This window comes from Phormidium yuhuli AB48, assembly GCF_023983615.1.
Classification (GTDB): Bacteria; Cyanobacteriota; Cyanobacteriia; order Cyanobacteriales; family Geitlerinemataceae; genus Sodalinema; species Sodalinema yuhuli.
This window is the reverse complement of the sequence record NZ_CP098611.1, coordinates 4376086-4402329: the sequence shown is the minus strand read 5'-3', so window position 1 is coordinate 4402329 and position 26244 is coordinate 4376086. Positions and strand designations below refer to the sequence as shown.

General features: G+C 52.2%; 23 protein-coding genes and 1 pseudogene. 16 read left to right on the top strand and 8 right to left on the bottom strand.

Translation table 11 applies throughout. The features are described 5' to 3' along the window. Positions 1-12 precede the first annotated feature (12 nt). Together hpsN and hpsL are read right to left on the bottom strand one after the other, a co-directional pair. Positions 13-1023: a hormogonium polysaccharide biosynthesis glycosyltransferase HpsN gene (gene hpsN, locus NEA10_RS18970; RefSeq protein WP_445164657.1), complete on the bottom strand. Its 1011-nt coding sequence runs from the start codon at positions 1021-1023 to the stop codon at positions 13-15. Beyond that, positions 1023-2690 carry a hormogonium polysaccharide biosynthesis protein HpsL gene (hpsL, locus tag NEA10_RS18965; protein ID WP_252662900.1) on the bottom strand — a complete coding sequence of 556 codons (1668 nt, stop codon included), beginning with the start codon at positions 2688-2690 and terminating at the stop codon, positions 1023-1025. The genes hpsN and hpsL overlap by 1 nt, the downstream gene beginning before the upstream one ends. A 329-nt stretch (positions 2691-3019) precedes the next feature. Between hpsL and NEA10_RS18960 the strand changes: the two genes are divergently transcribed. Further along, on the top strand, positions 3020-4231 hold the full coding sequence (locus tag NEA10_RS18960; RefSeq protein ID WP_252662899.1) for a glycosyltransferase: 1212 nt from the start codon (positions 3020-3022) through the stop codon (positions 4229-4231). Positions 4232-4238: 7 nt separating this feature from the next. On the opposite strand, the gene NEA10_RS18955 is transcribed toward NEA10_RS18960, so the two are convergent. Continuing rightward, on the bottom strand, positions 4239-5441 hold the full coding sequence (locus NEA10_RS18955; RefSeq protein ID WP_252662898.1) for an HhoA/HhoB/HtrA family serine endopeptidase: 1203 nt from the start codon (positions 5439-5441) through the stop codon (positions 4239-4241). A 306-nt stretch (positions 5442-5747) separates the two neighbouring features. On the opposite strand from NEA10_RS18955, the gene NEA10_RS18950 reads away from it, so the two are divergent. The 4 genes and pseudogenes from NEA10_RS18950 (at position 5748) to NEA10_RS18935 (ending at position 8961) form a co-directional block, all read left to right on the top strand. Further along, positions 5748-6239 carry an adenylyltransferase/cytidyltransferase family protein gene (locus NEA10_RS18950; protein ID WP_252662897.1) on the top strand — a complete coding sequence of 164 codons (492 nt, stop codon included), beginning with the start codon at positions 5748-5750 and terminating at the stop codon, positions 6237-6239. A 77-nt stretch (positions 6240-6316) separates the two neighbouring features. Next, a pseudogene (locus tag NEA10_RS18945) lies at positions 6317-6754 on the top strand (GUN4 domain-containing protein); the annotation flags it as partial. 90 nt (positions 6755-6844) lie between these two features. Continuing rightward, positions 6845-8182: a GAF domain-containing sensor histidine kinase gene (locus tag NEA10_RS18940; protein WP_252662896.1), complete on the top strand. Its 1338-nt coding sequence runs from the start codon at positions 6845-6847 to the stop codon at positions 8180-8182. A 29-nt stretch (positions 8183-8211) separates the two neighbouring features. Then, entirely contained in the window at positions 8212-8961 is a 750-nt protein-coding gene (locus tag NEA10_RS18935; protein ID WP_252662895.1) for a HEAT repeat domain-containing protein, read from the top strand. Between the two features lie 2 nt (positions 8962-8963). Here NEA10_RS18935 and NEA10_RS18930 read toward each other — a convergent pair whose 3' ends face one another. Both NEA10_RS18930 and NEA10_RS18925 read right to left on the bottom strand, forming a co-directional pair. After that, positions 8964-9854 (bottom strand): carbohydrate ABC transporter permease, encoded by an 891-nt coding sequence (locus NEA10_RS18930; protein ID WP_252662894.1) that lies wholly within the window; start codon positions 9852-9854, stop codon positions 8964-8966. 24 nt (positions 9855-9878) lie between these two features. Then, a complete protein-coding gene (locus NEA10_RS18925; protein WP_252662893.1) occupies positions 9879-10520 on the bottom strand; it encodes a Uma2 family endonuclease in 642 nt (213 codons plus the stop codon). Positions 10521-10563: 43 nt separating this feature from the next. On the opposite strand from NEA10_RS18925, the gene ligA reads away from it, so the two are divergent. The 3 genes from ligA to NEA10_RS18905 all read left to right on the top strand — a co-directional run bounded on the left by ligA (position 10564) and on the right by NEA10_RS18905 (position 15222). After that, entirely contained in the window at positions 10564-12609 is a 2046-nt protein-coding gene (gene ligA, locus NEA10_RS18920) for an NAD-dependent DNA ligase LigA (RefSeq protein WP_252662892.1), read from the top strand. A gap of 157 nt (positions 12610-12766) precedes the next feature. Then, a complete protein-coding gene (locus NEA10_RS18915) occupies positions 12767-13729 on the top strand; it encodes a DUF1517 domain-containing protein (RefSeq protein WP_252662891.1) in 963 nt (320 codons plus the stop codon). A 608-nt stretch (positions 13730-14337) separates the two neighbouring features. Continuing rightward, on the top strand, positions 14338-15222 hold the full coding sequence (locus tag NEA10_RS18905) for a tetratricopeptide repeat protein (protein ID WP_252662889.1): 885 nt from the start codon (positions 14338-14340) through the stop codon (positions 15220-15222). Between the two features lie 72 nt (positions 15223-15294). Here NEA10_RS18905 and NEA10_RS18900 read toward each other — a convergent pair whose 3' ends face one another. Then, positions 15295-15696, bottom strand: a complete 402-nt coding sequence (locus NEA10_RS18900; protein WP_252662888.1) for a response regulator — start codon at positions 15694-15696, stop codon at positions 15295-15297. 343 nt (positions 15697-16039) lie between these two features. On the opposite strand from NEA10_RS18900, the gene NEA10_RS18895 reads away from it, so the two are divergent. From NEA10_RS18895 to NEA10_RS18860, 8 genes are all read left to right on the top strand, one after another. Continuing rightward, positions 16040-18580 carry a DNA gyrase/topoisomerase IV subunit A gene (locus tag NEA10_RS18895; protein WP_252662887.1) on the top strand — a complete coding sequence of 847 codons (2541 nt, stop codon included), beginning with the start codon at positions 16040-16042 and terminating at the stop codon, positions 18578-18580. A gap of 44 nt (positions 18581-18624) precedes the next feature. Continuing rightward, entirely contained in the window at positions 18625-18960 is a 336-nt protein-coding gene (locus tag NEA10_RS18890) for an antibiotic biosynthesis monooxygenase (RefSeq protein ID WP_252662886.1), read from the top strand. 42 nt (positions 18961-19002) lie between these two features. After that, entirely contained in the window at positions 19003-19737 is a 735-nt protein-coding gene (locus tag NEA10_RS18885) for a 16S rRNA (uracil(1498)-N(3))-methyltransferase (RefSeq protein WP_252662885.1), read from the top strand. A gap of 81 nt (positions 19738-19818) precedes the next feature. Beyond that, entirely contained in the window at positions 19819-20595 is a 777-nt protein-coding gene (locus tag NEA10_RS18880; protein WP_252662884.1) for an SAM-dependent methyltransferase, read from the top strand. Positions 20596-20635: 40 nt separating this feature from the next. Further along, positions 20636-20965: a cupin domain-containing protein gene (locus NEA10_RS18875; protein ID WP_252662883.1), complete on the top strand. Its 330-nt coding sequence runs from the start codon at positions 20636-20638 to the stop codon at positions 20963-20965. A 226-nt stretch (positions 20966-21191) separates the two neighbouring features. After that, the gene (locus NEA10_RS18870; RefSeq protein ID WP_252662882.1) at positions 21192-22331 is read left to right on the top strand and encodes a tetratricopeptide repeat protein; all 1140 of its coding nucleotides are present in this window, start codon (positions 21192-21194) and stop codon (positions 22329-22331) included. A 111-nt stretch (positions 22332-22442) separates the two neighbouring features. Further along, positions 22443-24026 (top strand): CapA family protein, encoded by a 1584-nt coding sequence (locus tag NEA10_RS18865; RefSeq protein ID WP_252662881.1) that lies wholly within the window; start codon positions 22443-22445, stop codon positions 24024-24026. 112 nt (positions 24027-24138) lie between these two features. Beyond that, positions 24139-24825 carry a DUF6816 family protein gene (locus tag NEA10_RS18860; protein WP_252662880.1) on the top strand — a complete coding sequence of 229 codons (687 nt, stop codon included), beginning with the start codon at positions 24139-24141 and terminating at the stop codon, positions 24823-24825. Between the two features lie 73 nt (positions 24826-24898). On the opposite strand, the gene thiS is transcribed toward NEA10_RS18860, so the two are convergent. Beyond that, a complete protein-coding gene (gene thiS / locus NEA10_RS18855; RefSeq protein ID WP_252662879.1) occupies positions 24899-25108 on the bottom strand; it encodes a sulfur carrier protein ThiS in 210 nt (69 codons plus the stop codon). 182 nt (positions 25109-25290) lie between these two features. Then, the gene (locus tag NEA10_RS18850) at positions 25291-26196 is read right to left on the bottom strand and encodes an Hpt domain-containing protein (protein ID WP_252662878.1); all 906 of its coding nucleotides are present in this window, start codon (positions 26194-26196) and stop codon (positions 25291-25293) included. Between the last annotated feature and the right edge of the window lie 48 nt (positions 26197-26244).

Sequence of the window (26244 nt, the reverse complement as noted above, 5' to 3'; positions counted from 1 at the left end):
TAATACTTCTGTTTAGCGAGGCAGTTGATACAACTCATCTTGACGGCTATAAATTTGTCCATCATCCCAGAGAGACTGCACCCAGGTTTTCATCGCTTTAAGCAGTCCCAGCTTATAAAAGCCGAAACGGACCACAATTTTGAGAGGTGAACCACTTTTATTACAAGGGGGATGACCCAACACATGGCAGTCAAACAGTTTAGCAAAAAAGCGTAGGCATTGGCCCAGGGTTAAATTATGAAGACCCAGGAAGAAGTGATTGTGATAAAAGGTGATTTGGTACTGAACGGATTTCGTGCCAATATCATGACAGCCCCCGGTTTCTTCCCCCAGATGAATTAAGGAGGCGTCTGGATCGTACCAAATCTGCCGGTTCGTTTTACGGAACTGCAAACAAAAATCGGACTCTTCCCGAACCGCACTTCCCCGGTAGCGTTCGTCAAAGTGCAACCCGAACTTGTCGAATAACTCCCGGCGGAAGGACATATTACAACCCCGAGCTGATAGGACTTGTTGGGGTTTGATGGTATGCACTAAATCGATATGATACCAAGCAATGCCCGGGTCCATGGCTTCTGGGGGTAAGTCTTCAATTTTCAGGGCCCCACCGGAGTCAGCCAGTTTCATGCGATCGAAGACTCGGCCAGCTACCGCACCGACTTCGGGGCGATCGCGATAATTGCGAGCATGAGTTTCCAGATAATGGGGTTCAAGTTGCACATCATCATCGATAAACACGATGATATCCCCCGTGGCCCGTCGGACCGCATAGTTGCGGGCCCCTGGGAGACTGGCCCAGTTCACCCGATACCAGGCAATTTTACCCCCATCGCTGAGATCTTGCAGATAGCGATCGGTTTCCGGCTCATGGTCCGCCGTTTGATCCACAACAATCACCTCAAACTGGGGATACTCTTGTTTGAGGACATCAGCGATGGTGTCCCGGAGTGCCGCTTCCCGGCGAAAGGTGGGAATTACCACAGAGATAGATAGAGGGGTCACAGTTCGGCTACTCCTTGTCATTATTTCCGCTTCTTCTTTTTAGTCTTAGCATTTTCTTCCTCATCTAGCCCTAGAGCCGCTCGCTCCTCCAAATCCTCCCGTTCAATATCGGGCAGCCGTAGCACCAATCCTACAACCATCCAGTAATATACAGCCACTGGGTCTACGTCTAGGGGATAGTAGTAAGTTTGATAGCTGATAAAGAAAATGAACACCCAGAAGGAGGCTGCATAACTCCGCCAAATCTTGTCTTTGAGCGATCGCCAGATCTTAAAGGTAGCTACGGTAATCGATGTCACCAAGCCTAAAAACGACAGCGTTCCGAACGTACCAATTTCATAGAGCAGCTTAGGATAATAGGTTTCAATCAGTCGAGTATCGGCAAACATACGGGTTGAGTTGGTCGCCCGCCCCGCCCCATGTCCGAACGGCCGCTGACTGCCAGATGAATTTTCTGCCTGCTCAGAAATAAAATCAGTGGGAGGTGAGGCATTCCAACGGTCAATGGTACTATCGATTCGTTCCTGAATCACATCGGGGAAGAGAGTAAAACCTAGCACGATCAGCAGCCCTAAACCTCCAACAATGGGAATGAAGCGAGATGGCTTTTTGAGTTGTCCCGTCACAATTAACATAATAATAATAATAACAGGAACTAATAGCAACGCAATTCGTTGTCCTGAAATGACTGCATTTACAAAAACCAATGCCATCCCTAGAAAGCTAACAAGCTGCCAGATTAGAGATGGGTCACTAAATGCTGAAGCAAAGGTAAGAAATGCATTGCTAATTAAAAACCAAGCCCATTGCCAAGGGGCAACAAACGTGCCCGGTAAACGAATCATACTTTGAGATGGACTATACACCAACGAGCCCCCTACAAAACATTTATAATCTAAGGTAGCCTGAAACAACGCTACCCCAGTTAAGTGATCTGTGCCTTGGCAAATTCCAGTCAATAACATCATATATTGAATCAGTCCCAAACCACAGCAAATAATTGCCAAAATAACATGGAGACGAGTAAACAGCAAAAAACTCTTTTTATTTCGAATCATATGATAAGTACAAGTAATGAGAGGGAGATACCCTAACAAGACTTTGATTCCCAAAATACCCTGGAAGAAAAACTGTCCTTCAGGCGGAGTAGGGGCTGTAGGATTCCTGGGAGGATTGCCACTAGCAAACTGCATCGGTAGGTTGATCGTTAACATAGTAATCGATACAGATGCCACTAAAATCCATAGGGGATTTTTAAGGCTTTTGGGCATCAGTAACGGCTCACCTCTTTTTTTTAAATCTAAAAATATAGCAATGATAGCGGGAATTGCAAATCCATCCTTAGCGAGCTGAAAAATAGGATTTCCACCGGCGATCCAGTAGGTAACCGTTCCCGCAAATGGCATATAAATCACAAACAACCATAACGCAAGGTAAGGATACTTAAACGAAACCCATAATACAGTCGTTCCCCCTCCACCGGCCAGAGCGAGGATAGGGTTGGCGATGAAGAATAGGGCAATTGCGACAACGGCCCCAACTCCTCCAGAAGTAAGAACCGTCTGAATAAAGGCTTTTCGCTCTTTGGTGTCCTTTCGCTTCTGAGCCGCCAACTCTTTTTTACTGAGGACTGGCTCATCAGGGCGAGCTGTCTGTTGACCTTTTTTCTTTGATTTGGTTTTTGGCATTGTCCAAACTTGTGTGATGTTAGAGCATTCCTCAAGACCTATGGAGGATAGTCAGCACCCAAATATGTATCTCAGTTTTTTGCCTGTATCAGGGATATCTTGACCCTGTCGGTCAGAGATCTGAGTTTAAAACAGCCGGGAGATGCAAGAGATGTCATCTTCCCAGTTACCTGAGACCCCTTATAATATAGCCTTCTACCAGAGAGACTGTCAGACCTAAAGTAGAACAGCGAGGGGGCTAGATCGCCCGATTTTATCCAACTTCTCCGACCGTGAGGAACCGCGAGCGTTTAGTATGAGGGATATCTTTTTTCCCTTGCCGATGTTTCATGTCTGTGTCTAAACCATCTTTGCCAGGTCTAATTTCTGAAATTCCCCAACGCCGGGGGCATTTGGAGGGAGGGCGGTCGTCATCTAGCCCCGCTCCCCTACAATTCTCCCTAGTCATTCCCACCTATAATGAGCGACATAACCTGAGAAGCCTAATTGAACGTCTCAGTCAACTCCTCGATCGCCTCCTCGGTCATGACTATGAGCTGATTATCGTGGACGACGATAGCCCCGATCGCACCTGGGAACTGGCCCAAGACTTAGCAGACAGCTATCCCCAGGTTCGTGCTCTGCGTCGTCAAGGAGAACGAGGACTGTCCACAGCCGTGATTTGTGGCTGGCAACGGGCCCGGGGACAAATTCTCGGAGTGATTGATGCGGACTTACAACATCCGCCGGAAGTCCTCGAACAACTCTGGCAACAAATCGAACGGGGAGCCGACTTAGCCCTAGCAAGCCGTCACGTCGATGGTGGGGGGGTGAGTGATTGGAGTCTGCGGCGACGCCTCCTCTCACGGGGGGCGCAACTGTTGGGACTGGTCCTTCTTCCGGGGGTGGTGGGCCGTGTCTCGGACCCAATGAGTGGATTTTTTCTCGTCCGACGGGCCGCCATTTCTGAGCGTTTTCTCGATCCCGTTGGCTATAAAATCCTGATTGAAGTCCTCGGCCGGGGGGACATCTCTTGGATTGGGGAAGTGGGATATGTCTTCCAGGAACGGGAACAGGGCGAAAGCAAAGTGACCTGGAAACAGTATTGGGAATATCTCCAGCATTTATGGAAACTGCGCTTAGATTTATTGCCGGTACAGCGATTCCTACGCTTTGGGGTCGTGGGACTCAGTGGAGTATTTATCGATTTAGCTGTTTTCTATGTTCTGCGAGAGCAGTGGCAGTTAGGACTGACTCGTAGCGCCATTTTGTCGGCGGAAGTGGCTATTTTAAATAACTTTTACTGGAATGACATTTGGACATTCTCAGATTTGTCTCGTCAACAACAGGGATGGCGTAAGCGAGTCAAACGCTTACTCAAATTTAATATGGTCTGTCTCGCAGGATTAATCCTTAATGTGCTGATTGTGAATCTCCTCTTTAACCTGTTGGGGGTGAACGAGTATTTGGCGAAACTCTTGGCGATCGCCCTGGTGACCCTTTGGAACTTCAGCATCAACCTGAAACTGAGTTGGCGAGTCACCGACGTCAGCGATCCCTAATCCCCCCCTAATTGCCCAAGATCCCCGTTTGCACTGAGCGGGTTTCTCGGCTGCCATTGCGAGAGACCTCAATCTCCAGGCTCTCGCCCACCCGAACCTGGGAGACAGCCTGTTGAACCTGCTCCGCTGAGGTGACCGACTCTCCCTCAATGGCAACAATCACATCTCCTGGCTGCAATCCTCCCTCAGCCGCCGGAGAACCGGGCATGACCTGTACAATTAACACCCCTTCATCGTCCTCCAGGGTCAGTCTCTGATTCGAGTCACGGTTCACTTGCTCCTTCACCTGAGGCGAGAGGGTTACCATTTGGATGCCCAAAAAGGGATGATCCACCCGTCCATGTTCAATTAACTCCTCTGCAATCCGTGCCACCGTGTTGATGGGAATCGCAAATCCCAACCCCTGGGCATTTTGGATGATGGCCGTATTCATCCCCACAACCTGACCCTCTTGGTCTAACAGGGGCCCTCCCGAGTTCCCGGGGTTAATGGCCGCATCCGTCTGAATAAAATCAACCCGCTTATCCGCAACACCCACCTCGCGGCTAGAGCGACCGATGGCACTAATAATTCCCGTTGTGACCGTATTATCGAGTCCTAAGGGGTTACCAATGGCGATCGCCCATTCACCGGGTTGTAAGCCCTCACTATCCCGTAGACGAACCGCCGGCAGATTCTCCGCCTCAATCTGTACCACCGCCACATCCGTGACGGGGTCAGCCCCTAACACGCGCCCCTCTAAACTGCGGCCATCCCGCAACGTCACCGTCACCGAATCAGCCCCATCAATCACGTGAGCATTGGTGACAATTTTGCCATCAGAACTGAGAATAAACCCTGAGCCAGAGCCTTGCTGAACCCGCTCTTGCTCAGCATCTGGCATCCGAAAACCGAAAAACTGGCGAAACATCGGATTATCAAATTCCGGCGGGAGCGATCGCGCTGCCACCGTACGCTCCGCATCAATGCGCACCACGGCAGGACCCACCCGAGTCACCACATCCGCCACAAAATTACTCGGAGGAGAGATCTGCGCCCCGTCCGTCCCGGGCATCAGGGATTCAGATTCGAGACGACTAAGGGGAACCTGTGCCTGGGACTCAGAAGTCGTCGCCGAGTCAGAACCAGCGGGAGAGTTGGCGGAAAACGTCTCCGCCGCGCCCCAAGCCACAGCCCCCCCAACCAAGAAGACCACAACATAGGAAAGCATTGGGAACCTCGGACGTGGGGACTCCGGTGGCCGTCCCTTGGGATCATCAGTGTCGTAACCTTGAGAGGGGGTTCGCATGGTATCGTATGAAGACTCACGGCATTGTGACAAGAGGAAAGCCAGTCCAAGCCTTGTAACTGGTGTGAGGAGTGAGGGAATTTGAGGAACTGACCCATCATGCTTGGACTGGCTTGTAGATTACTATAAGTGGTTGATGTGACGCTCGTGTGACACTTCGATCTCACTTGTGTGACACATCAGGTTGCATCTTCAGTTTAGTTGATTTAGTAAATTTGATGACAGCTTATGTTAACTCAGGGCCTTTACTCCCTTGATGAGTTACGAGAGCAAGTCCAGAGGGAGGGCGATCGCTGGCGACCCCTCGTGTTTACCAATGGCTGCTTTGACCTTTTACATTGCGGGCACGTGCGCTATTTACAGGCCGCCAAAACCCTAGGAAATGCTCTAGTAGTGGGTGTTAATAGTGATCACTCCGTTGCCCAGATTAAACCCGCCTCGGCTGGAGAACCTCCCCGTCCCATTCTTCCTGATCGCCAGCGCGCCGAAGTGCTGGCCGCCCTCAAACCCGTCGATGGCGTCTTCATTTTTCCGGAAAGCACCGCGATTGAGGCGATTAAAGTCCTACAACCGGACATTTACGTCAAAGGAGGCGATTATCGTCCCGATACCCTACCAGAAGCCCCAACCGTCCACGCCTACGGAGGAGAAATTCATTTGATTGAAATTGAGGTTCCTCAATCCACCAGTCACATCATCCGTCGTATTCTGGGAAAATAGAAAGGACAACAGGACGTCCCTGTGATACTTAATGCCAGACCATGATGATTGATCCGACCCTTGCCCAGGATATGTCTTTAGACTCCGATTGCAATCTTGACTATACGCCGCTGAAAGAACTGTTGGCCCAAGAAACGTTTGAGGAGGCTGATCGCCTAACACGGGAACTCCTCTGTCAACTGGCCGGAGAAGGAGCAATAGCCCGACAATGGCTCTACTTTACGGAGGTGAGCCTGATTCCCACGACTGACCTACAGACCATTGACCGTCTCTGGGTTGCCTATTCTCAGGGAAAATTCGGGTTTTCGGTGCAACGCCAACTCTGGCTAAGCGTCAAGCAAGACTGGGACAAACTCTGGCCCAAAATGGGCTGGAAAGAGGGTAACAGTTGGACTCGTTACCCCCAAGGCTTTACTTGGGACCTCAGCGCACCGAAGGGGCATCTACCACTATCAAATCAACTGCGTGGAGTGCGGGTGTTAGCCGCACTATTTAACCATCCCGCTTTTCGTTAACGCCTCCGTTTTGAGGTTGCGTCTCGTCCCCTTCAAGGCGATCGCGATTTTGGAATGGCCTCTGGCGCCATGATGATGCCAACAGAAGCTATGACCGACCTGGCCCCGACCCCTAACTCTCTAACGATACTCCGTCATAATGGTGTTCTTGACCGCAACTCAAGGGAGATCTTTCAAACTGCGGTAGAGACGGTAACCCAGGCCCTGGATCTCCCCATTGCTTGGATTTGGCTGCTCGACCATCGAGACCAGAAGATCGAAATACAACAACTCACCCCCAAGGACGCCAGCCTCTCCTTGACGGGGTTTGATCGTGATAACAAACCGTCCTTGCTTTGCACGCAGGTCGTGGAAACTCAACAGCCTCTGATGGTTCGTGACGCCGCTCGTCATCCTGAGTTTGCTCATCAGCCTCTGGTTCAAGAGGATGGGGTACGCGCCTATTTGGGTGTCCCTTTACTGACTCACCGGGGCGACTGTCTGGGAACCTTAGCGGTCATGGATACGACCCCGCGCTCCTTTAGCCGGCCAGAAGTAACACTGGTGGAACTGGCCGCTCAAGTCGCGATGCTTCAGCTAGAAGCCCCTTCTGGGCTGACGCCAACCCCCAAACCGTCGCCCCTCTTTCAAGGGCATCCAGAACCCGAACCGTCCGCCTCCGCCATTCACACCCAACTCCTTGATCGGTTTTTACAAGACCTGCGCACCCCTCTAACGTCTGTCATGGGGATGACCAGTGTGCTAAACCGGGAGATTTACGGTCCTCTGCGGCGTAAACAAAAGGAATATCTCGATATCATCCATAACAGTGGCCAATATATGTTGGCTATGGTTGAGGAGATTCTCATGTTACGGGAGTTGCGGGAGTTAAATGCCAGTCAGCCCCTGTCCCCTGTTGATTTGCATATGCTCTGTCAACAGGTCCTGAACATTCTCAATCCTTTGGCCAGTCGGCGCGAACAACAGTTGCTACTGTCGATTCAAGAGTGCGATCGCCTCTGGACTCTCGATAAACCCAAGTTTCAGCAACTGCTCTATCATTTGGTGGCCCATCTGATTCAGATTAGTGATCTGGGGGTGACCTTGCAGGTGTGGGTTCAACGCTGTTGCTCAAACCAGGTTGAGCTGTCCTTAGCGATCTCCGACGGCTCAGAAGGGGAAACTCTCCCTGAAAGTGAGTTAGAACGATTTGGACTCCTTCCCCCTACAGATCACTCCTCCCACTTGGTTCCATCGTCACAACGGGAGGTCAGTCTGTTTGGTAAACTGCAAGCGAAGCCTATGCAGGCCGATGACCCAGATTTAGGGTTGTTCTTTGCCTGTCAACTGGTTCATGTCCAGGACGGAACTTTGACCATTCGGGGCTCGGCAACTCAAGGCTATCGCTATGTTGTCACCTTGGGCGATCGCCGTGATCCCCATGGTTGAGCGCCCCCTTGTGCGGTAAATTGGAGAGTATGTATAACGACGACCTCGGCACCATCGATAGTGAGAATAATCTTGAGAGTCCTCTCGATCACCTGGGGGCGGCGGACGCCGATGAAGCCGCTCGCCCAGATCCTGAGGCCATGTTGCCGTTGCTAGATGCGCCGGAAACACCACAACGCATGTTGGCGGCCCGGGCCTTCTGTGAGGTCCATGATGAACGAGCCATTCCCAAGTTGATTGCCCTGCTTGAGGATGCTTGTCCCTTAGTCCGGGTGAGTGCCTCCTATGCGTTGGGACGGAATACCCATCCTGATGCGGTTGAACCCCTCATCGCCCGTTTGGAGGATTGGAATGGCTATGTGCGTAAGGGGGTCGTCTGGGCCCTAGGGAACTGTGGCGATCGCCGCGCCCTCAACCCCCTCCTAGAAGCCCTACGCACCGATATTCCGGCGGTTCGTCTCTGGGCCGCAAGTTCCCTAGGACAGTTGGCGAAAGTCGGCTATGAAACCATTGTCGCCGCTGTTCCGCCCCTGATTGAAGCCCTCCGTAAAGATCCCGTCTCAGCGGTTCGCAGTAATTGTGCTTGGGCCCTGGGGCAAATTTGTCGCGAGTTACCCTCGAATGTCGTCTATGCTGGGGCGATCGATTCTCTTCTCGAAGCCCTAGAAGAGGATGAGGATATGGGGGTTCAAGAAGATGCTCGCTCCTCTCTGTTGCGCGTCGGAGACCCCCGAGGCTTACAGGCCATTGAAGACTTGGAACGAGATGGCTGGATTTAGCCTTAGCGGCGGCTGAGTTTCAGGTTGATGAGGGAAAATCCCAAAACGACGAGGAACAAGACTAAGCCGATGGCGCAGGCGTAGCCGATTTCCAGGCGATCGAAGGCCTGTTCGTAGAGATAATAGACAATGGTTTTGGAGCGGTTGCGGGGCCCTCCCTGGGTCATTACATAGACCTCTTCAAAGACTTTCATGGCTGAGAGGGCGGAAATTGTCGCCACTAATAGGAGGTAGGGACGCATCAGGGGAACAGTGATATCCCAATGTTTACGCCAGCCGTGGGACCCATCTAAGGCCGCCGCCTCATAGAGTTCAGTGGGAATCCCCTGTAGTCCGGCGAGATAAATCACCATGTAATACCCTAAACCCTTCCAGACGGTAACCGCCATGACGCTAAATAGGGCTAGGTGAGGACTGGTGAGCCAGGGAACCCCCGTTAATCCGATCCCGGTCAAAATTTGATTGAATAATCCGGTTTCTGCATATAGATATTTCCAGGCTAACCCCGCAACCACCATGGAGACGATGACTGGGGTGTAATAGGCGGCCCGAAACCCTGCCATTCCCCGTAGTTTGCGGTTGACTAGGATGGCCAGCAGCAAGGGTAAGCTCGTCAGCAGCGGGACGACACAGACTAGGTACAATAGGGTCTGGCGTAGGGTTTGCCAGAAAATGGCATCTTGCCAAAGTTGTTGAAAGTTGGCTAAGCCCACCCATTGGGGGAGTTGGGTTAAATCATACTCATAGCGGGCGAAACTGAGCAGGAAGGCCTGGCCGGCGGGGAGAAACACCGTTAAAATCAGAAGTAGGCCGGCGGGAAATAGAAATAAATAGGGCGTCAGTTGCTGTTTGAGACGGGAGTCAATCATGGGCGATCGCAATCCAGAACACATCAGTTTAACCTGAGTCGGCAACCCTTAAGACAACTGGCGACGGACCCACTCCCGTAGCTGACGGCGCATCGCTAACTGTCCTTGCGGTTCATATTGCTTTAACAGTTGGGGAATCTCCGCGATCGCAATCTCGGGAAAGATGCGACTCTGAGTACAGGACTCATAGCCTTGGCCCTGCAACTGATAGATCCTCAATTCCCCTAACTCGACATCATAGTTCCACAGCTCAGGAACGCCGAGTCTGGCATAAATCGGTAGCCGGTTCAAGGACTTATGAGTTAAGTCAATTTCTAAAACTAAGTCCGGTGGCGGATCCTGCTCTAAGTTTACCGTTGACCGTCCCCGCACTCTAGACTCATTCTCAAAATAGAAACAATTATCCGCCTCGACCCCCGCAAGTTGGCGCTCTCGTTTCCAGGTGGTAGACCCCAGACTGAGATAATCCCGCTCTAAAACCTCAGCCATATCTTTGATGATATCGCTGAGACTTTCTTTATACCGTTCATGGTCTGGAAGTGGGGTCAAAATCTCCAACGTCCCGCTATCATAAGCAATACGCACCCCGCCCTGTTCCCCTAGCTCTTGGACAAGCTGCTCGAATTGCTGCCAACTGAGATGATAGAGAAGGACGCGATCGCATCGCGTTATGGTATTGAGTCCCATCATGACTGACATCTCCTGATTTGCTGGAGTCTCTCGAATCGTTAAGATGAGCCAACCTAGTTCCCAACTCCAAGACCAGACTCGGAAACTCCGCCAACAGTTACAAGAGGCGGCCCATGCCTACTATGTTCTCGATGCTCCCATTATGGAAGATGAGGTGTACGATCGCCTCTACCGAGACCTACAAGCCATTGAACAGGACTATCCGCACCTGATTACCCCCGATAGTCCCACCCAGCGCGTCGGCGATAAACCGGCGGCCCAGTTTACCTCCGTTCGCCACACTATCCCCCTCTACAGTCTGGATAACGCCTTCACCCTTGAGGAGTTCGCCAGATGGCAAGAGCGTTGGCAAACTCGGCTGGAGGAACGGATTACCCCTGAGTATATCTGTGAACTGAAAATTGATGGTTCAGCGTTGGCCCTAACCTATGAAGATGGAGTCCTCGTGCGGGGGGTCACCCGAGGGGATGGGGAAACTGGGGAGGAGATTACCCCCAATGTGAAAACGATTCGTTCGATTCCCCTGAGACTTCAGGGAGAGAAGATTCCGCCTCGGGTGGAAGTCCGGGGTGAGGCCTTCCTTCCCTTGGAGACGTTTGAGCGTTTGAACCGGGAACGTCAGGAGAACCAAGACCCCCCCTTTGCTAATCCCCGCAATGCAGCGGCGGGAACCCTACGACAACTCGATCCTCAGATTGTGGCTCAGCGTCAGCTTCAGTTTTTTGCCTATACCTTGTATTGTCCCAGTGATGAGGGCGATCGCCCCTTTAAGACTCATCAAGAGGCTCTACAACGGCTACAAGACTTGGGCTTTTGGGTCAATCCTCACCGCCAACGGGTTCAGAGTCTTCAAGAGGTTCAAGCCTATTATGAGCAATGGGAGCAACAGCGGCGTGAGCTTCCCTATTTGACCGATGGTGTGGTGGTGAAACTCAATGATATCCCCCTGCAAGAGCGCCTCGGCTTTACTCAAAAAGCCCCCCGTTGGGCGATCGCCCTCAAATATCCCGCTGAGGAAGTTCCCACCACGGTCGAATCGGTCAGTTTCCAAGTGGGGCGCACGGGGGCCGTTACCCCAGTGGCTAACCTCAAACCGGTTCAACTGGCCGGAACCACGGTTTCCCGAGCCAGTCTTCACAATGGCGATCGCCTACGGGAATTGGACTTACATTATGGGGATACGGTCGTGGTGCGTAAAGCTGGGGAAATTATCCCGGAAGTGGTGCGAGTGCTGCCTAAATTGCGCCCTGAGGGGGCAGAGGCGGTCAAAATGCCGAATCACTGCCCCGAGTGCCAAGAACCCCTAATTAAGCCCCAAGATGAGGCGGTAACGCGCTGTATCAATCGCTCATGTCCGGCGATTTTGCGGGGGGCCCTGAAACATTGGGGCAGTCGGGGGGCGTTGGATATTGATGGCTTAGGGGAGAAACTGATTAGCCAATTGTGCGATCGCCCTTTCCTCAACTCCCTGGCTGACCTCTATCGCTTACGGGCAGAAGACTTAAGCCATTTAGAGCGCCTCGGACATAAATCGGCCACAAAGCTCATCAAGTCCATTCAGAACTCCAAATCCCAACCCTGGTCGCGAGTGCTGTATGGCCTGGGGATTCCCCATGTGGGGGCGGTGAATGCCCAAACTCTGGCTCAGGCCTTCCCCACGGTCGAGGCGTTAGCTCAAGCCAGTCCCGAGGAGATTGCCCAGATTAAGGGAATTGGGCCCGAAATTGCCGGGGCGATCGCCCACTGGTTCCAACTCAAGGCCCATCAAGACCTAATTGAGCAACTGCAAGCGGTGGGTGTTTCCCTACAGCGTCATCCCGAAGCCGAAACCGTCCCTGAGTCACCCCAACCCCTCGCCGGTCAAACCTTTGTCCTAACGGGAACCCTACCCAACCTCACCCGGACGCAGGCGAAAACCCTCATTGAAGAGGCTGGGGGCAAGGTTACCAGCTCCGTCAGTTCTAAAACGAACTATGTCGTTGTTGGGGAGAATCCCGGTTCCAAACAGGCTAAAGCCGAAGCCTTGGCAATCCCACAACTTTCAGAAGCCCAACTACGGGAGTTAGTGGGGTTATCCCCCCAAGCTTGACCCAAGCCCGCCGCTGAAAAACGATACATTGGTACTAACACCGTAACAATCTGTAACAGAAACTGGAAGTCCAAGTAAATAATTCCCAGAGTCCCGGCGGGTCTCGGATAGCCTAGATCTAGTCCGCCACACGATAAAAACGCAAATCAGAGGTTTTATGGGTCACACCACACTGAGCAAACTACTGAGCAAACTCAAGCCAATTTTAAAATCTATTTTCCTCGTTGGCGTCATCGCCATTCTCTTCTTCTCCCAAGCCGACGGCGCTCTCGCCGCCCGCAGTGGGGGACGGATGGGGGGAGGGTCTTTTCGCGCTCCGAGTCGCTCCTATAGCGCCCCGAGTCGCTCCTATGCTCCTAATCGGGGCTATGGTGGAGGCTTCGGCTTTCCCTTCCTGATTCCCTTCTTTGGTTTTGGCGGTGGCTTTGGGGGACTGTTTTCCATCCTGATTGTCATCTCCCTGGCTAACTTCCTGGTTCGCAGTTTCCGAGGTTCACTGGGAGAGGGTGACGGGGGCGAACCCCAAAGCCTGAACCCCACGGTGTCTGTGGCTAAGCTACAAGTTGGGCTTTTGGCCCAGGCCCGAGAGTTACAAACGGATCTCGATCGCATCGCCCTGACGGCCAACACGGAATCAGCACAAGGTCGCGCCCAGGTGTTGCAAGAGTCCACCTTGGCGCTCTTGCGTCACCCGGAATACTTCGCCTACGCCAGTTCCGAGACGGAACAAACCCGCCTCAACAACGCGGAGGCTCAATTTAACCGTTGGTCTTTGTCTGAGCGTAGTAAGTTCTCTGAGGAAACCCTCAGTAACTACGACAATCAACTCAAGCAGGCCAGCGATAAATCCCTACCTGGGGAGTCGGAGTCGGGAGCCCTCACTGAGTCTGAGGCGCCCAGTGAATATATTGTCGTGACCCTGTTAGTGGGAGTGCAAGGGAAACTGAAGCTTCCGGCGGTTCAAGATGCTGAGAGCTTAAACCAGGCCTTGCGAGACCTCGGGGGTGTGGGAGCTGAACAACTCCTAGCGGTGGAAGTTCTCTGGACTCCCCAAGCCCCGGGCGATACTCTGACCGCTGATGACTTGCTGGCTGGCTATCCCCAGTTGCAGTTAGTCTAGGGAATTTGGCACCCATTCCTTGGCGGGGGGACTTGGATTGGGTTGCAGACCAGAAGCCGGGTGTCTTGAAGATACTCGGCTTCTCACGGGTGGGGAACTGGGATGCTATGGGATGCCCCGACTCTTAATCTCGAACCCTTAAAATATTTCAGACTAATACTAATTTCAAATAAATATTACAACTTTGAAAGTTGCTGGCAATGTTCGCTATCCTAATTACTAGAAGGGGTAATTCGTTACCTCGCTCTATTCAATTTGTTGTCACATGGGGTCAGAATTATGAAACTCTGGAAGTGGACGAAAGACGCAGCACAGTACGTTTCTGAAGGCTTCTTGCGCATTTTCTCTCCAAGCAAAGACGAGTATCCTGATAGCGGCTTGCAACCCTTTGAAGGTCGGCCAAATAAAAAGTCGGCTTAGAGCATTCGGATTTTTCACGTTCAGATTACCTTAATCATGTCCAGTCAGTCCTCAGACGGGCAATCCTCGCGGGTTGCCCGTTTGGGTTTGGGGAGGGGGGGAGAGGGGACAGGGAACATTGTCGTTTATGGGAACAATAGACTAAGCTGCTAACTATAGATCACCTATCAGCACCTTGACGGGATACCGTGCCAAAACGTCATTTCTGGATTTCTCTACTGATCACCCTGGGCTTAGCTGCTGCCGCTGAGCCGGCTCGCGGACAGGCGCAGCTTCCCCATGTTCCTGAACTCGATCGCGAACAACTCGAAGAACTCGGGTCGAGTATTCTTCAGGAAGCCGATCGCTGGGCCCGCTTCCAGCAGTATGATCGCGCCCTTCCTCGGGCTGAGTTGGGGGTGGAACTGTTGCCCTCAAGTGCCCAAGCTTGGGGGATTTTGGGCAGCTTATACTTACAAGTCGACCGGGTTGAGGATGGCATCGCGGCACTACGAACCGCTCGTTCCCTCGAACCGGAGAATGCTCTAGTTCGCTTTGCCCTCGGTTCTGCCTATTTTCAGGCGGAAAACTATGAGGAGGCGGTGAATGAGTTGCGGGCGGGGTTAGATCTAGAACCGGGGGAACTCGGGGCCTTGTTTGATTTAGGAAATGCCTATTTTATGAAGGGGGATTTCCAGAAAGCCATTGACTACTATGAAACGGCCTTCGAGCAGAACGATACCTTTTGGCCCGCCATCAATAATATTGGCTTAGTCCGCTATGAAATGGGGGAGGTCGATGAGGCGCTCGAACTGTGGGAAGCATCCCAAGCACTGGCCCCCCAGGAAGCTGAGCCTCAACTGGCCATCGCCGTGGCCCGTTACGCTCGGGGCGATCGCACGGCGGTTCGCTTGGCGGAAGCGGCTCTGGAACTCGATGTTCGCTATGCTGAAATTGACTTCTTGGAACTGAACCTTTGGGGCGAACGGCTGATTGCCGACGCTCGGGAATTATTGAGTACGCCCCAGATTCAGCAAGTCGTCAGTGCCGTACGCAACCGACGGCAGCCCCTCTCCATTGAGATGATTCCTTAGAAGCTCTCAGCTGACTCCGTCGTGCGTCTGCGGCTCGGAGGTTCCGCCGTTGGTAGGGAGTCGTTTGGCTCTCTACTCATCGGCGGGAATCAGTGCCCGGATGGCGTTGACAAACTCCTGGTGATCGACAACGGGTTTGGAAATATAACCATCAGCGCCACTTTGAGAGAGAAAGCTCTCGCGATCGCCGGCCATGGCGTGGGCCGTTACCAAAATAATCGGTAAGTTAGCGGTGTCGGGATCGGATTTCAGAATCTGGGTAATCTTAATCCCATCAACGGATTGCCCCTGATAGACACTATGGGCCAGAGAAACATCCATCAGGATGATATCTGCATCTCCAGCCTTGGCAATCTCCATCACCTCTTCCACATTCTCGGTATGTTTGACGGCCATACCGCCTCGTTTCATCAAAATCTTTGAGAACACCCGCGCGTTAACTAAATCGTCCTCTACAATCAGAACGGTCTTCATCTGCTGTTTTAACCTAAACGTTATTTGACCCTAACGGTGAACACTCGACCTGTTCTCGATCGTACTCCGAAACGCCGAGCAAATCTAGCCAAGGGATGGGGCCCGAGTTCAGTTCGGAGACGAAGAAGAAACTAGAAGGACAAAGGAGACACACGGTACATTATCCTACGCTACCTGAACCAATATTCCATTATTGTAGCCGATTGCCAGGGCCGACCCATGGGTGGAACCACTGTTATTCGCGCCGCCCTTGCGCTTAAATGTTAAAAATGTCGGCGTTTGGGAAACTTAGCACGTCGCTCCCGTTGCACCAACACTGTCAGACCTTAAGGAACCGAACTTCATGGCTAAGCAGTTAAACCTCCTCTCCGGCGGACAAATCGTCCCAACCGCTTTGCACCAGGAGATGCAGCAGTCCTATCTCGAATACGCCATGAGTGTCATCGTGGGGCGGGCGCTTCCAGACGTGCGAGATGGACTCAAACCCGTTCACCGGCGGATTATTTACGCCATGCACGAGTTGGGACTGACCCCAGAACGGCCCTATCGTAAATGCGCTCGTGTGGTTGGGGATGTGTTGGGGAAATATCACCCCCACGGCGATCAATCCGTCTATGATGCCCTCGTGCGTCTGGTTCAGGACTTTTCGAGCCGTTATCCTCTCCTAGCGGGCCATGGTAACTTTGGCTCCATCGATAATGACCCCCCAGCGGCGATGCGGTACACGGAAACCCGTTTGGCCGAACTGGGGAATCAAGCTCTCCTGAGTGAAATTGGAACCGCGACGGTTGATTTTACCGGCAACTTCGATAATTCCCAACAGGAACCGGTGGTATTACCAGCTCAACTGCCAATTCTGTTGCTCAATGGCAGTTCCGGGATTGCGGTGGGGATGGCCACCAATATCCCCCCCCATAATTTGGGGGAACTGGTGGATGGCTTGATTGCTCTGATTGATCGCCCCACTCTCTCAGACGATAAACTCTTGGAACTTATCCCTGGCCCCGATTTTCCCACGGGAGGCGAAATTGTTGGCATTCAGGGCATTCGCGATGCCTATCTCAAAGGACGGGGTAGCATTACCGTTCGCGGTGTGGTGAGTGTGGAGACGGTGCAAACGGGCAAGACGCGACGCTCCCAGCGGCCCGCTTTGATTGTCAGCGAGTTTCCCTTCCAAGTTAGTAAATCCGGCTGGATTGAAAAACTGGCCCAGTTGGTGAACCAGGGTAAACTAGACGGCATCTCTGATATTCGTGATGAGAGCGATCGCTCTGGGATTCGGGTGGTGATTGAACTCAAGCGAGAAGCGAGTCCCCAAAAAGTCCTCAAACAAATCTATCGCCTCACGGCTCTGCAAAATACCTTCGGGGTGATTATGTTGTCTCTGGTGGACAACCAACCCCGCCAACTGAGTCTGCGGGATACCCTGCAAGCCTTTCTCGATTTCCGAGAACAAACCCTCACCCGTCAGTACCAAGACGAACTCCATAAACTCGAAAGCCGCTTACATCTGCTCTCGGGACTGCTCAAAGCCCTCGATCACCTGGATGCGGTCATTGATATCCTACGTCATGCCCCTGATGGCACCACCGCTAAAGTCCAGTTTCAGAGCCGTCTCGACTTCAGTGAGGAGCAGGCTAACGCTATTTTAGCCATGCCCATGCGCCGGCTGACGGGGATGGAACGGGATAAGCTGAAAGCAGAGTTTGAGGATCTGAGTCAGCGTCGCCAGGTGTTGCAGCGGTTGTTGGGCGATCGCCATGAACTGCTGAAATCCCTGAAAAAAGAATTACGTCAACTCAAGCGTAAGTTTGCCGATGAACGCCGTACTCGCATTGTCACCGCTGATGGAACGGTGAAATCGGAGGCGGTGCAGTTTGAAGAGGCGAAACAACAACCCCTGAGTGTCTCACTTCCCCTGGATCTCAAACCCCAAGCCGAACCCACGGTTTTAGAAATTACCCAGCGAGGCTATGGCCGCCGCCTCCTCCCCAAAAATGCTACCCCCATTGAACCGGTGTCACCTCAGGGGGAACTGCTGGAGGTAACGGAGGACTTTCCCTTACAGCAAATTCCCAGTCAAACGGATCACGAGTTGTTGATGTTTGTCCGGGATGGCAAAGTCTATTCCGCTCCCGTCGGTGAGATTGCTAAACTCAATGGCCGTAACGATCGCGGCCAGCCTCTCGTGGGTTTGTTACCCCCAGCGGCTCAAGGAGATCCCGATGCCATTGTGGCTCAGTTTGTGGCCGATGAGGTGTTACGAGAGAAACAGGTGGTCTTCCTCACCCAAGCTGGACGCATTAAACGCTTACCCTTTGCCGAGATGACGAACATTACGGCCCGGGGATTGACGGTCTTGAAGTTTAAGGGAGACGATGGACTTCATGGCATTGATGTGGCGCAAACGGGACAACAGGCGATTGTGGCGTCGAGTGGTGGCCGTTTGTTGCGGATGCCGGTGGATGATGAGCAATTGCCGGTTTTAGGACGGACGGCTCAAGGCTATCAGGCGGTTCGCTTGCGTAAAACGGAAACCATTGCTGGTTTGAGTATTGTCGATGATGGGGATGAACTGGTGTTGATTACTCAGCGGGGGTACTGTAAACGCTTGCCGGTGGCTGAGTTGCGGCTGGGCGAACGGGGGGCGATTGGGACTCAAGGCCTGCGGTTTGCCAACGCCAGCGATCGCCTCCTAGCGATTGTTCGGGCGATTCCGGGGGCGGAGTTGGTGCTAGAACTGAATGGCGATCGCCTGTTGCGTTTACCGATGAGTTCTGTGAAACGCCAAGGGAAGGATGGCACAGGCCAACGCCCGAAACTTATCAAATCTAAAGACACCGTGATCTCTAGCCGCATCTGTTTGCCCACTGGGGGAGAATAGGGGTAAGCGTTTTAAGTCTGTTGTTAGAGAGGAGGTATTGAGAGATGAGCGATTTCATGGACTTCTTACGCCACAAATATGCTTATGTGGCTCAGGGAGAATTTAAGCCGGGCTGTTTTGAGGACGCCAAAGCCTTGTTTGATGAGGCAGTGCGTAATTATCGGGATGGTTTTGAGGGAGCGTATCTCTTACAAGAACCGGGGACCGATCGCGGTATTGCGGTGGTCTTCTGGGATGATCCTGAGGATATGGATCATAATCGCAATGCCAAAGTGGATGCGATTTTGGAAGAGATGTCTCATTTGTTCCTCACAGCTCCCAAAACAGGTTTCTATGAGGTCAGCAGTGAGATTGAGAAATCTGTTCCTGTGGCCGGTTAACCTAATCTGAATTTGTCCCTAAGTCACCCGGTTTGCTGAACTGTGCAACGAATTACAGTTGAGTCTGTGCAAATTTGCGATCGCACTCTCGCCCTGACTGGCGACCAACACCATTATCTAACACGGGTGTTGCGCTTACGGGCGGGCGATCGCTTTGTGGCCATGGATGGTTCGGGGGGTTGGTGGGAGACGGAGTTGGTGCAACGGGAGGATGGACAATGGCAGGGAAATCTCTTGCAGGTGCTCGATCTCAATCGGGAGTTACCGGTGAGGGTGACTCTGTTGGCGGGCCTGCCGAAAGGACAAGGGTTTGATGAGGTGGTTCGTCAGACGACGGAGTTGGGGGTGAGTCGGATTATTCCGGTGGTGAGCGATCGCACGCTCCTTAACCCCAGTCCCAATAAACTACAACGCTGGCAACGCATTGCGACGGAGGCGGCGGAACAGTCGGAACGGCAATGGGTTCCGCCGATTGAAGAACCGATGTCCTTTGCGGGGGCGATTGAGGCGGTGGCGGACAGTCGGACCTATCTCTGTGTGGCTCGGGGGGAGGTGCCTCATTTACAAACTCAGTTACGGCAACCGCTGACGTCTCCTCCCCCAGATACTGAGGAGATTACGATCGCCATTGGCCCGGAAGGGGGATGGACTCCTGAAGAAGTCCAGCAGGCTCGACAAGTCCATTGGCAACCGGTATCGTTAGGTCGCCGGGTTCTGCGAGCCATTACCGCTCCTGGGGTGGCTCTGGCGATTATTGCCGCTCACTATGAAAGCTAAACTCCTGATGGGGATTGACTTAAGTCAAGGTCCTTTGGGGGCGATCGCCGGACAATGGGGGTAGTTGCAGAGGACTCCCCCATGACTTCCAAAACCTTTAATCCAAAAACCGCCCCCGGCCATCAAGTTCTCGCCGCTGCGGGGAAAACGATTCTCCGTCCAGGGGGACAGGCGGCCAGTCAACGGTTATGGACTTGGGCTGATTTCTCCCCTGGGGATACGGTGTTAGAGTTGGCGTCGAGTTTTGGGGTGAGTGCGATCGCCCTGGCCCAAAGGTTTGGCGTGAATGTTGTTGGGGTTGAGCAAAATCCTGAAAGTGTGCAACGGGCCCGAGAGGCGGTTCGGGAGGCGGGGTTGGGCGATCGCATTCGCTTTCTTGAAACCAGTATTTTTAATCTCGATCAGCTTGAGGAGCAGTTTGATGGGGTACTGGCTGAGGCAATTTTGACCATGCAGGCCCCCGCTGGCAAGGCCAAACTGTTTCAGCTGATTCATGATCGTCTCAAACCCGGTGGTGTTTTTCTCTCCCATGAGATGAAAACGACTACCCCTGAGGTGTCTGAGGCTTTGGCGGCCAGTTTACGGGTGAATGCCCAACCCCTGACGGCTGAGGCTTGGCAGGAACTGGCTCAAGAGGCGGGGTTGACGGTACAACGGCAGGAGTCCGGGCCGATGGATTTGTTGAATTTGCCTCGTCTTATTGAAGATGAAGGGGTGGTGGGAACGGTGAAATTTGCCTCTAATCTGATTCTGCATCCCGAGTTGCGCGATCGCATTCTGGAGATGCGCCAAGTCTTCCATCAATACCAGTCCAGTTTGGGCTATTGGCTCATGGCGGCTCAACGCCAGCCTGATTAAATTCTGCCTTGTTGTTTGTTCTTCACTGGAGATACGTCTTATGGCTACGTTAACGACCGCTGATCTCTGCTTTGACTGCCAAGTCTCGGATTTGATTGAATATCGCGATCGCGCGGTTCTCAGTCAGGTGATTCTCAAGGATGCGGTGTCTCAGTACACTCTCTTCTGTCTGGGCAAGGATACGGACATCGAAGAACATACCGCCACTCGTAACGCGGCGATTACGGTTCTGGAGGGGGAAGGAACGTTAACCCTCAATGGTAAGGCGATCGCCCTCAAACCTGGTGTGTTCGTCTTCATGCCCGCTAACGCGCCCCATGCGCTCCAGGCCTCGGAAAATCTCAGCTTCCTGCTGACGATGACGGCCTGAGCGACAACTGACCAAACGGCCTATGATGGGAAGGGGCAGTCTCACTTTGCCCCGAACCCCCTTGAGTGGAACCTCAGCATCGATGAGGTTTCTTCTCTTAATAGGCAAATTAAATAGGACAACAATAGTCTCTAAAAAGTTTATTTTTTGCGGATTTTTTTGTTTTAAATTGTCCAAAATTAAGTGTCTATGTTTGACTGTTTATTATCAACTCTCCGATTAAAAAATGCCCTCTCTCGACGATGCGATCGCGGCGATCGAGGCGGGAGATTACCGGACCGCCTCCCGACATCTGAAAGTCTTATATCGAACAATGCCCGAAAATCCCTGGGTAAAGTTTTATATTGCGCGACTATATGAGGAAAGTCAGCGACTCGATGAAGCGGAAGCCGCCTATCGGGTTCTGTTGCGGGATAGTGCCTCTCCTAAAATTATTAGTCAGGCCAGACAGGGATTAAAACGGCTTGAGGATAAGCGTAAGCTGAAACGAGAGCAGGCGATCGCCCAAGCGAAGGCCAAGGCTGACCCCAGTGAGGGGGGAGTTCTCATCTTGGAAGCGACTGCCAAAGAAGAGCGTAAACAGTCGGCCCAACACCTGGCCCGTATTTTTGAGATTGAGGCTTATGCGGCTCGTTTGATGCTACAGGTTCGCGGCTGGCGACTGTATCGCACCGGACCCCTTGCTGAGTTGGAGGTCTATGAACAGGAATTACAGGGGGCTAACATTGCGGCTTTTAGTGCTTCGCTGACGGAAATTGCTAACCTGAATGTTTGGCGGGTGGATTATGTGAAATCCTTGACCCCGAAGCCGGTAGTTGTTTGCCGCGATCGCCATGACCGTCAAGGTCAGTTTAGTTTTAACTGGTCCGAGGTGAAGCAACAGATTCGCGGTGGGATTCCCTGGTTTATCAATGCGGTCAGCTACGATATTAGTCGCCGGACGAAAGACCAAGTTAAGCGTAAAATAGAAACTCAGGATTTTGTGCAAATGTGTGATTTACATCTGCCGAAACGGGGGGTGATTTTGCGCTTTTGCGATCGCTCCTACGATTTCGATCAGGGGGTAGTATTTGCACCGGAACAACAACAGAAAATTGGCAAACTACGCGCAGCCACGTTACGGATTAACTGGAATGGCTTGCTGAAGGTGTTTGACCATCATCTGGCGGAGGTTCTCCTCTGGTCTGACTTTTCACAATTTGCTGAGACAGCGATCGACTTCCATTTTCTCATGGAGGGGATTGACCCCTATGTGGATATTGACCGGCCCGAGGCCAGCCATTGGGACCCCGCCTTCCAACTCTATAGCGGTGTGGCTTGGATGCGCTATTTGAAATCTCTAAAGTCTCGCTCATCCCAGGGGTAAGCGGTCAGTCTGGGCCGCCGTGGGAGATTGGGACGGGGACTGGGGAAAGAATTGGTTAATCATCCGGGTTGGGGGCAATCGCATCTGTGATACAACAGAGCAAGTAATTCTATGGAGTGGTCTAAATCCGTGGGACGCCAACCCGAAGCGAACCATCCCCAGACGAGAAACCTGGAGGCCCGAATCCAAGCCATTCGCTGGTCGTTACGGTCCGATGCGATCGTTGTGCGAATGCAGGAACACGCGCCTTGGTTGCAGGTTTTGTTTGAAGCGGCCTTTATTCCCGACCGCAGCGTCTGTATTCCCCTGGCTCGACGGGAATTACAAGACTATACCCGTGCGGGGGTACGGGCGATCGTTATTTATGGACGACGACTGGGAGAACAGGAACCACAATGGACCTATAAATATCCCCTAAAAGAGTTTCCCCCTACGGTGGCGCCGCTTCAGCCTTCAGCCGTTGAAACTCCTCAGGTTCTGAAAAAAGCGTCTAAGCAGTTGCTGGTGAGAGTTTCAGCCTTGAGCCTTTTGGGAGTTAGTCTGGGAGGGGTTTGGGGTCTGCTGGATCATCATCAGTTCCGAGCTTACACCAGTCAATTGGGTCAAACGCTGATGACCCGTTTCTCGCAAAACCTGGACTATCTCACCACCTCATCCCCAGACCCCTCCCTAGCGGAAACCAATCTTACAGAAATTCTTCCCGAACCTCCTGAGATTCCCAGTCCCAATCTTCCCAGTTCTATTACCATTAAGGCCGTCGGGGATATCATTCCCGGAACCAATTATCCCAGTCATCGCCTCCCCCCGGACCCCGGGGTTTTCTTTGCCCAAGTCCAGCAAGAGCTTCAGGGGGTTGATATTTTATTTGGTAACTATGAAAGTACCTTAACGGACCATCCCTATAGTATTAAAGATACCAGTCGTGGTACTCAGTTTGCCTTTCGCTCTCCCCCAAGTTATGCCAATCTATTTCGTGAGGTTGGCTTTACGATTCTCAGTATTGCGAACAATCACTCGATGGATTTTGGGGAAGTTGGCTTCCGCGATACCATTCGTCATCTCAATGCTGTTGATGTGGCAACAACGGGGGAAAAGGGGCAAATCACTTATCTTAAGGTTGGGGATGCGACGGTTGCGTTTATTGGCTTTAGTACCTATGATTTTCATAATTCCATCAATGATTATGAGGGGGCGAAGCAACTGATTCGTGAGGCGAAGAAAAATGCGGGGATTGTGGTGTTGTCAATTCATGCGGGGGCGGAAGGGGTGGGGGCGATGCGGGTGAGCGATCGCCAGGAATCCTTTTTAGGAGAAGATCGCGGTAACATTGTCCGTTTTTCCCGAGAGGCGATCGAGGCGGGGGCGGATTTGATTTTAGGTCATGGTCCCCATGTTGCCCGGGCCATTAATATCCAGGATAATCGCTTGATTGCTTACTCTTTAGCAGATTTTTTGGGGTATGAAACCCTTTCGACTCAAGGTGCATTAGCCTATTCCTTAATTTTGGAAGTTGAACTTAACCTAGATGGGGAGTTTCTATCAGGGCGAATTATTCCGATTCATTTAGGCTATGATGGCATCCCACGTCCAGACCCTCAATTTCGCACGGTGGACTTAATTCGCCGGTTAACGGCAGAGGATTTTCCCGATGCGCCTTTAACGATTGATGAGAAGGGACAAATTATTGTAAAATAGGGTGCTGCTAATTTTAGCGGATTCCCTCTAACTATTCAGTATTGTGCTAGCTATTTTGACTCGATTGATTCTCCAAGGATTCTGTTGTTTCGTTGTCGTTGGCCTGTTAGCCATGCCCAGTGCTTTAGCGGATTCCTTGAGCGATCGGGTTGAGCGATTTCCCTATTGGCAACGTAAACCCAATGTAACGGTTGTGAACCGAGAGGATCTCCTCTATCCCGACTGGATGGCGGGAACGTGGGATGTGACGAGTACCCTGTTGCAGTTAGAGGCCCCTCTGGCCCCGGATTTAAAGAGTCCCGGATTTGAGGGAAATCGGCGTTATCTCAATCAACCCTTAAGCTTCCAAGTTCGCTTTCAAGCCAATCCTAAAGCGGGGGGAGTGGTGGGCGATCGCACCTTCAATAGTGCTAACATTAGCAAAGCCTATTTTGGCGATACGACTGAGATTGAGATTATCCCCGATGCCGACAATCCCAACCGTCAAGTTATCGATATGGCGGGAGGGCAAGAATTAGTCTCGGTGGTGCGCGGACGGAGTCGTGAACAGCCTGAGGGCGATCGTTTTTTGTCCACCGAAATCATTTATCAAGTCTTCCGAACCCCCGGACAAATCTATTTTAACGAAGTCGAAACCACAACAGATTATCGACAACAGGATTCCAGTCATATCGAGTCCGAACAACTGACGGCTATTTATTTATCTCCCAAAGACCCCGCCTATTTCCGGGCCAACGGCAGTCCAGTTGCCCTCTATCGCTATCACTTAGAACTAACACGAGCTGAATCTGGGAAATAACAGAAAACTCTCCCATCCTCCTCTCCTCTTGTAGAGATTGATCCGGTTAAGCGGCGACACCCATACCCCTATCTCAACCCCCACCCACAATCGTCACGATCTCCAGGCGATCGCCCTCTTTCATCTCCGTTGTCGGCCAATATTGACGATGGAGAATTTCCCCGTTGTACTCCACAGCAATTAGACGAGGATTGAGTCCAATCTCCTGTAAAAACTCCGGCAGCGATCGCCCCGAAGCACAGGCTTTTTGTTCACCATTAACAGTTAGCGTAATTTGGGTCATGGGGGGAGAAGGGAACAGGGAACAGGGAACAGGGGGGAAGAAAGCAAGAGGCAAAAGGGGGAAAGAAATGGTAGCATGTGTTCCGGCATCAGTCCAGGTATTGACCTAGACCGGTCGATTGTAAGGGCGAAAAATTTTTCGCCCCTACCAGCCAGAACGCATCGCTTGCCGGAACGCATCGCTTAAGCTTGGGCGACTTTGTAAAGCATTTTTGCTAACTTCATCAACTGGGGTTTTTCAAACACATCCGTGAGGGCCTTCACCGCTGAAGCGGGGTCAGAGCGAATCAGGGCATAATGACCCCAGGCGCCGGGTTGTGCTTCGGCTAGATGTTTGAGACTGAAACTGGGGGCGATGGACCCCTCATCCCCGGCGGCGATCGCCTCACTGGCCTCTCGTAATTCTACAATCACCACCGGCGCTAGAATACGATAGGGGTTGTTCTCATTGCGAACTGCGCGATCGGCTAAATCCGTGAGAGATATCCAAGGGGAAGACTCCGAGGCCAATTCCTGGAGATGCTGACAAAAGACCGCTAACTTCTGCCGACTCTCGGAACTCTCCTGCTGACGAAACAGACTTAACATCTGCCGTAATATCTCGCTGACGTCCCCTTGAAGATTGCCCGTTGGTGCTGGGGAGGCGCTGGCGGCTGGGGTATCAACGGGACTTCCCCCCGCTTGCAGATGTTTCAGATGAGCCTCTAGTTCCACAAACGCCGGTTCCACCCGACTAAAGACCTCATCCGCATCCTCATCCCGTAACCCGAAAGGACTTTGTAGGAGTTCCAAGAGTTCTCGCAGAGAATCCACCCCCTGCAAAAAGAGACTTTCTAACTTACGGTCAATGGGTAAGGTCTCCTCTTTTAAGACCTTGAAATAATCCTCCAGGCGGTGGGCGACCTTTTGAATGGAACTATAGCCCAACATCGCCGCTCCCCCTTTCACTGAGTGAGCCGCACGGAACATTTCATCAATTTCTTCCTGATTTTGGACCGTTGCTGGTAGGTCTAATAAGCCATTTTCTAGGGTATTGAGGTGTTCTTTTCCTTCCTCAATAAAGAAGCGGACGATTTCTTCCGATGCCACGGGATTACTCCTCAACCAATACAGGACAGACGCTTACTTAGAGGGGGG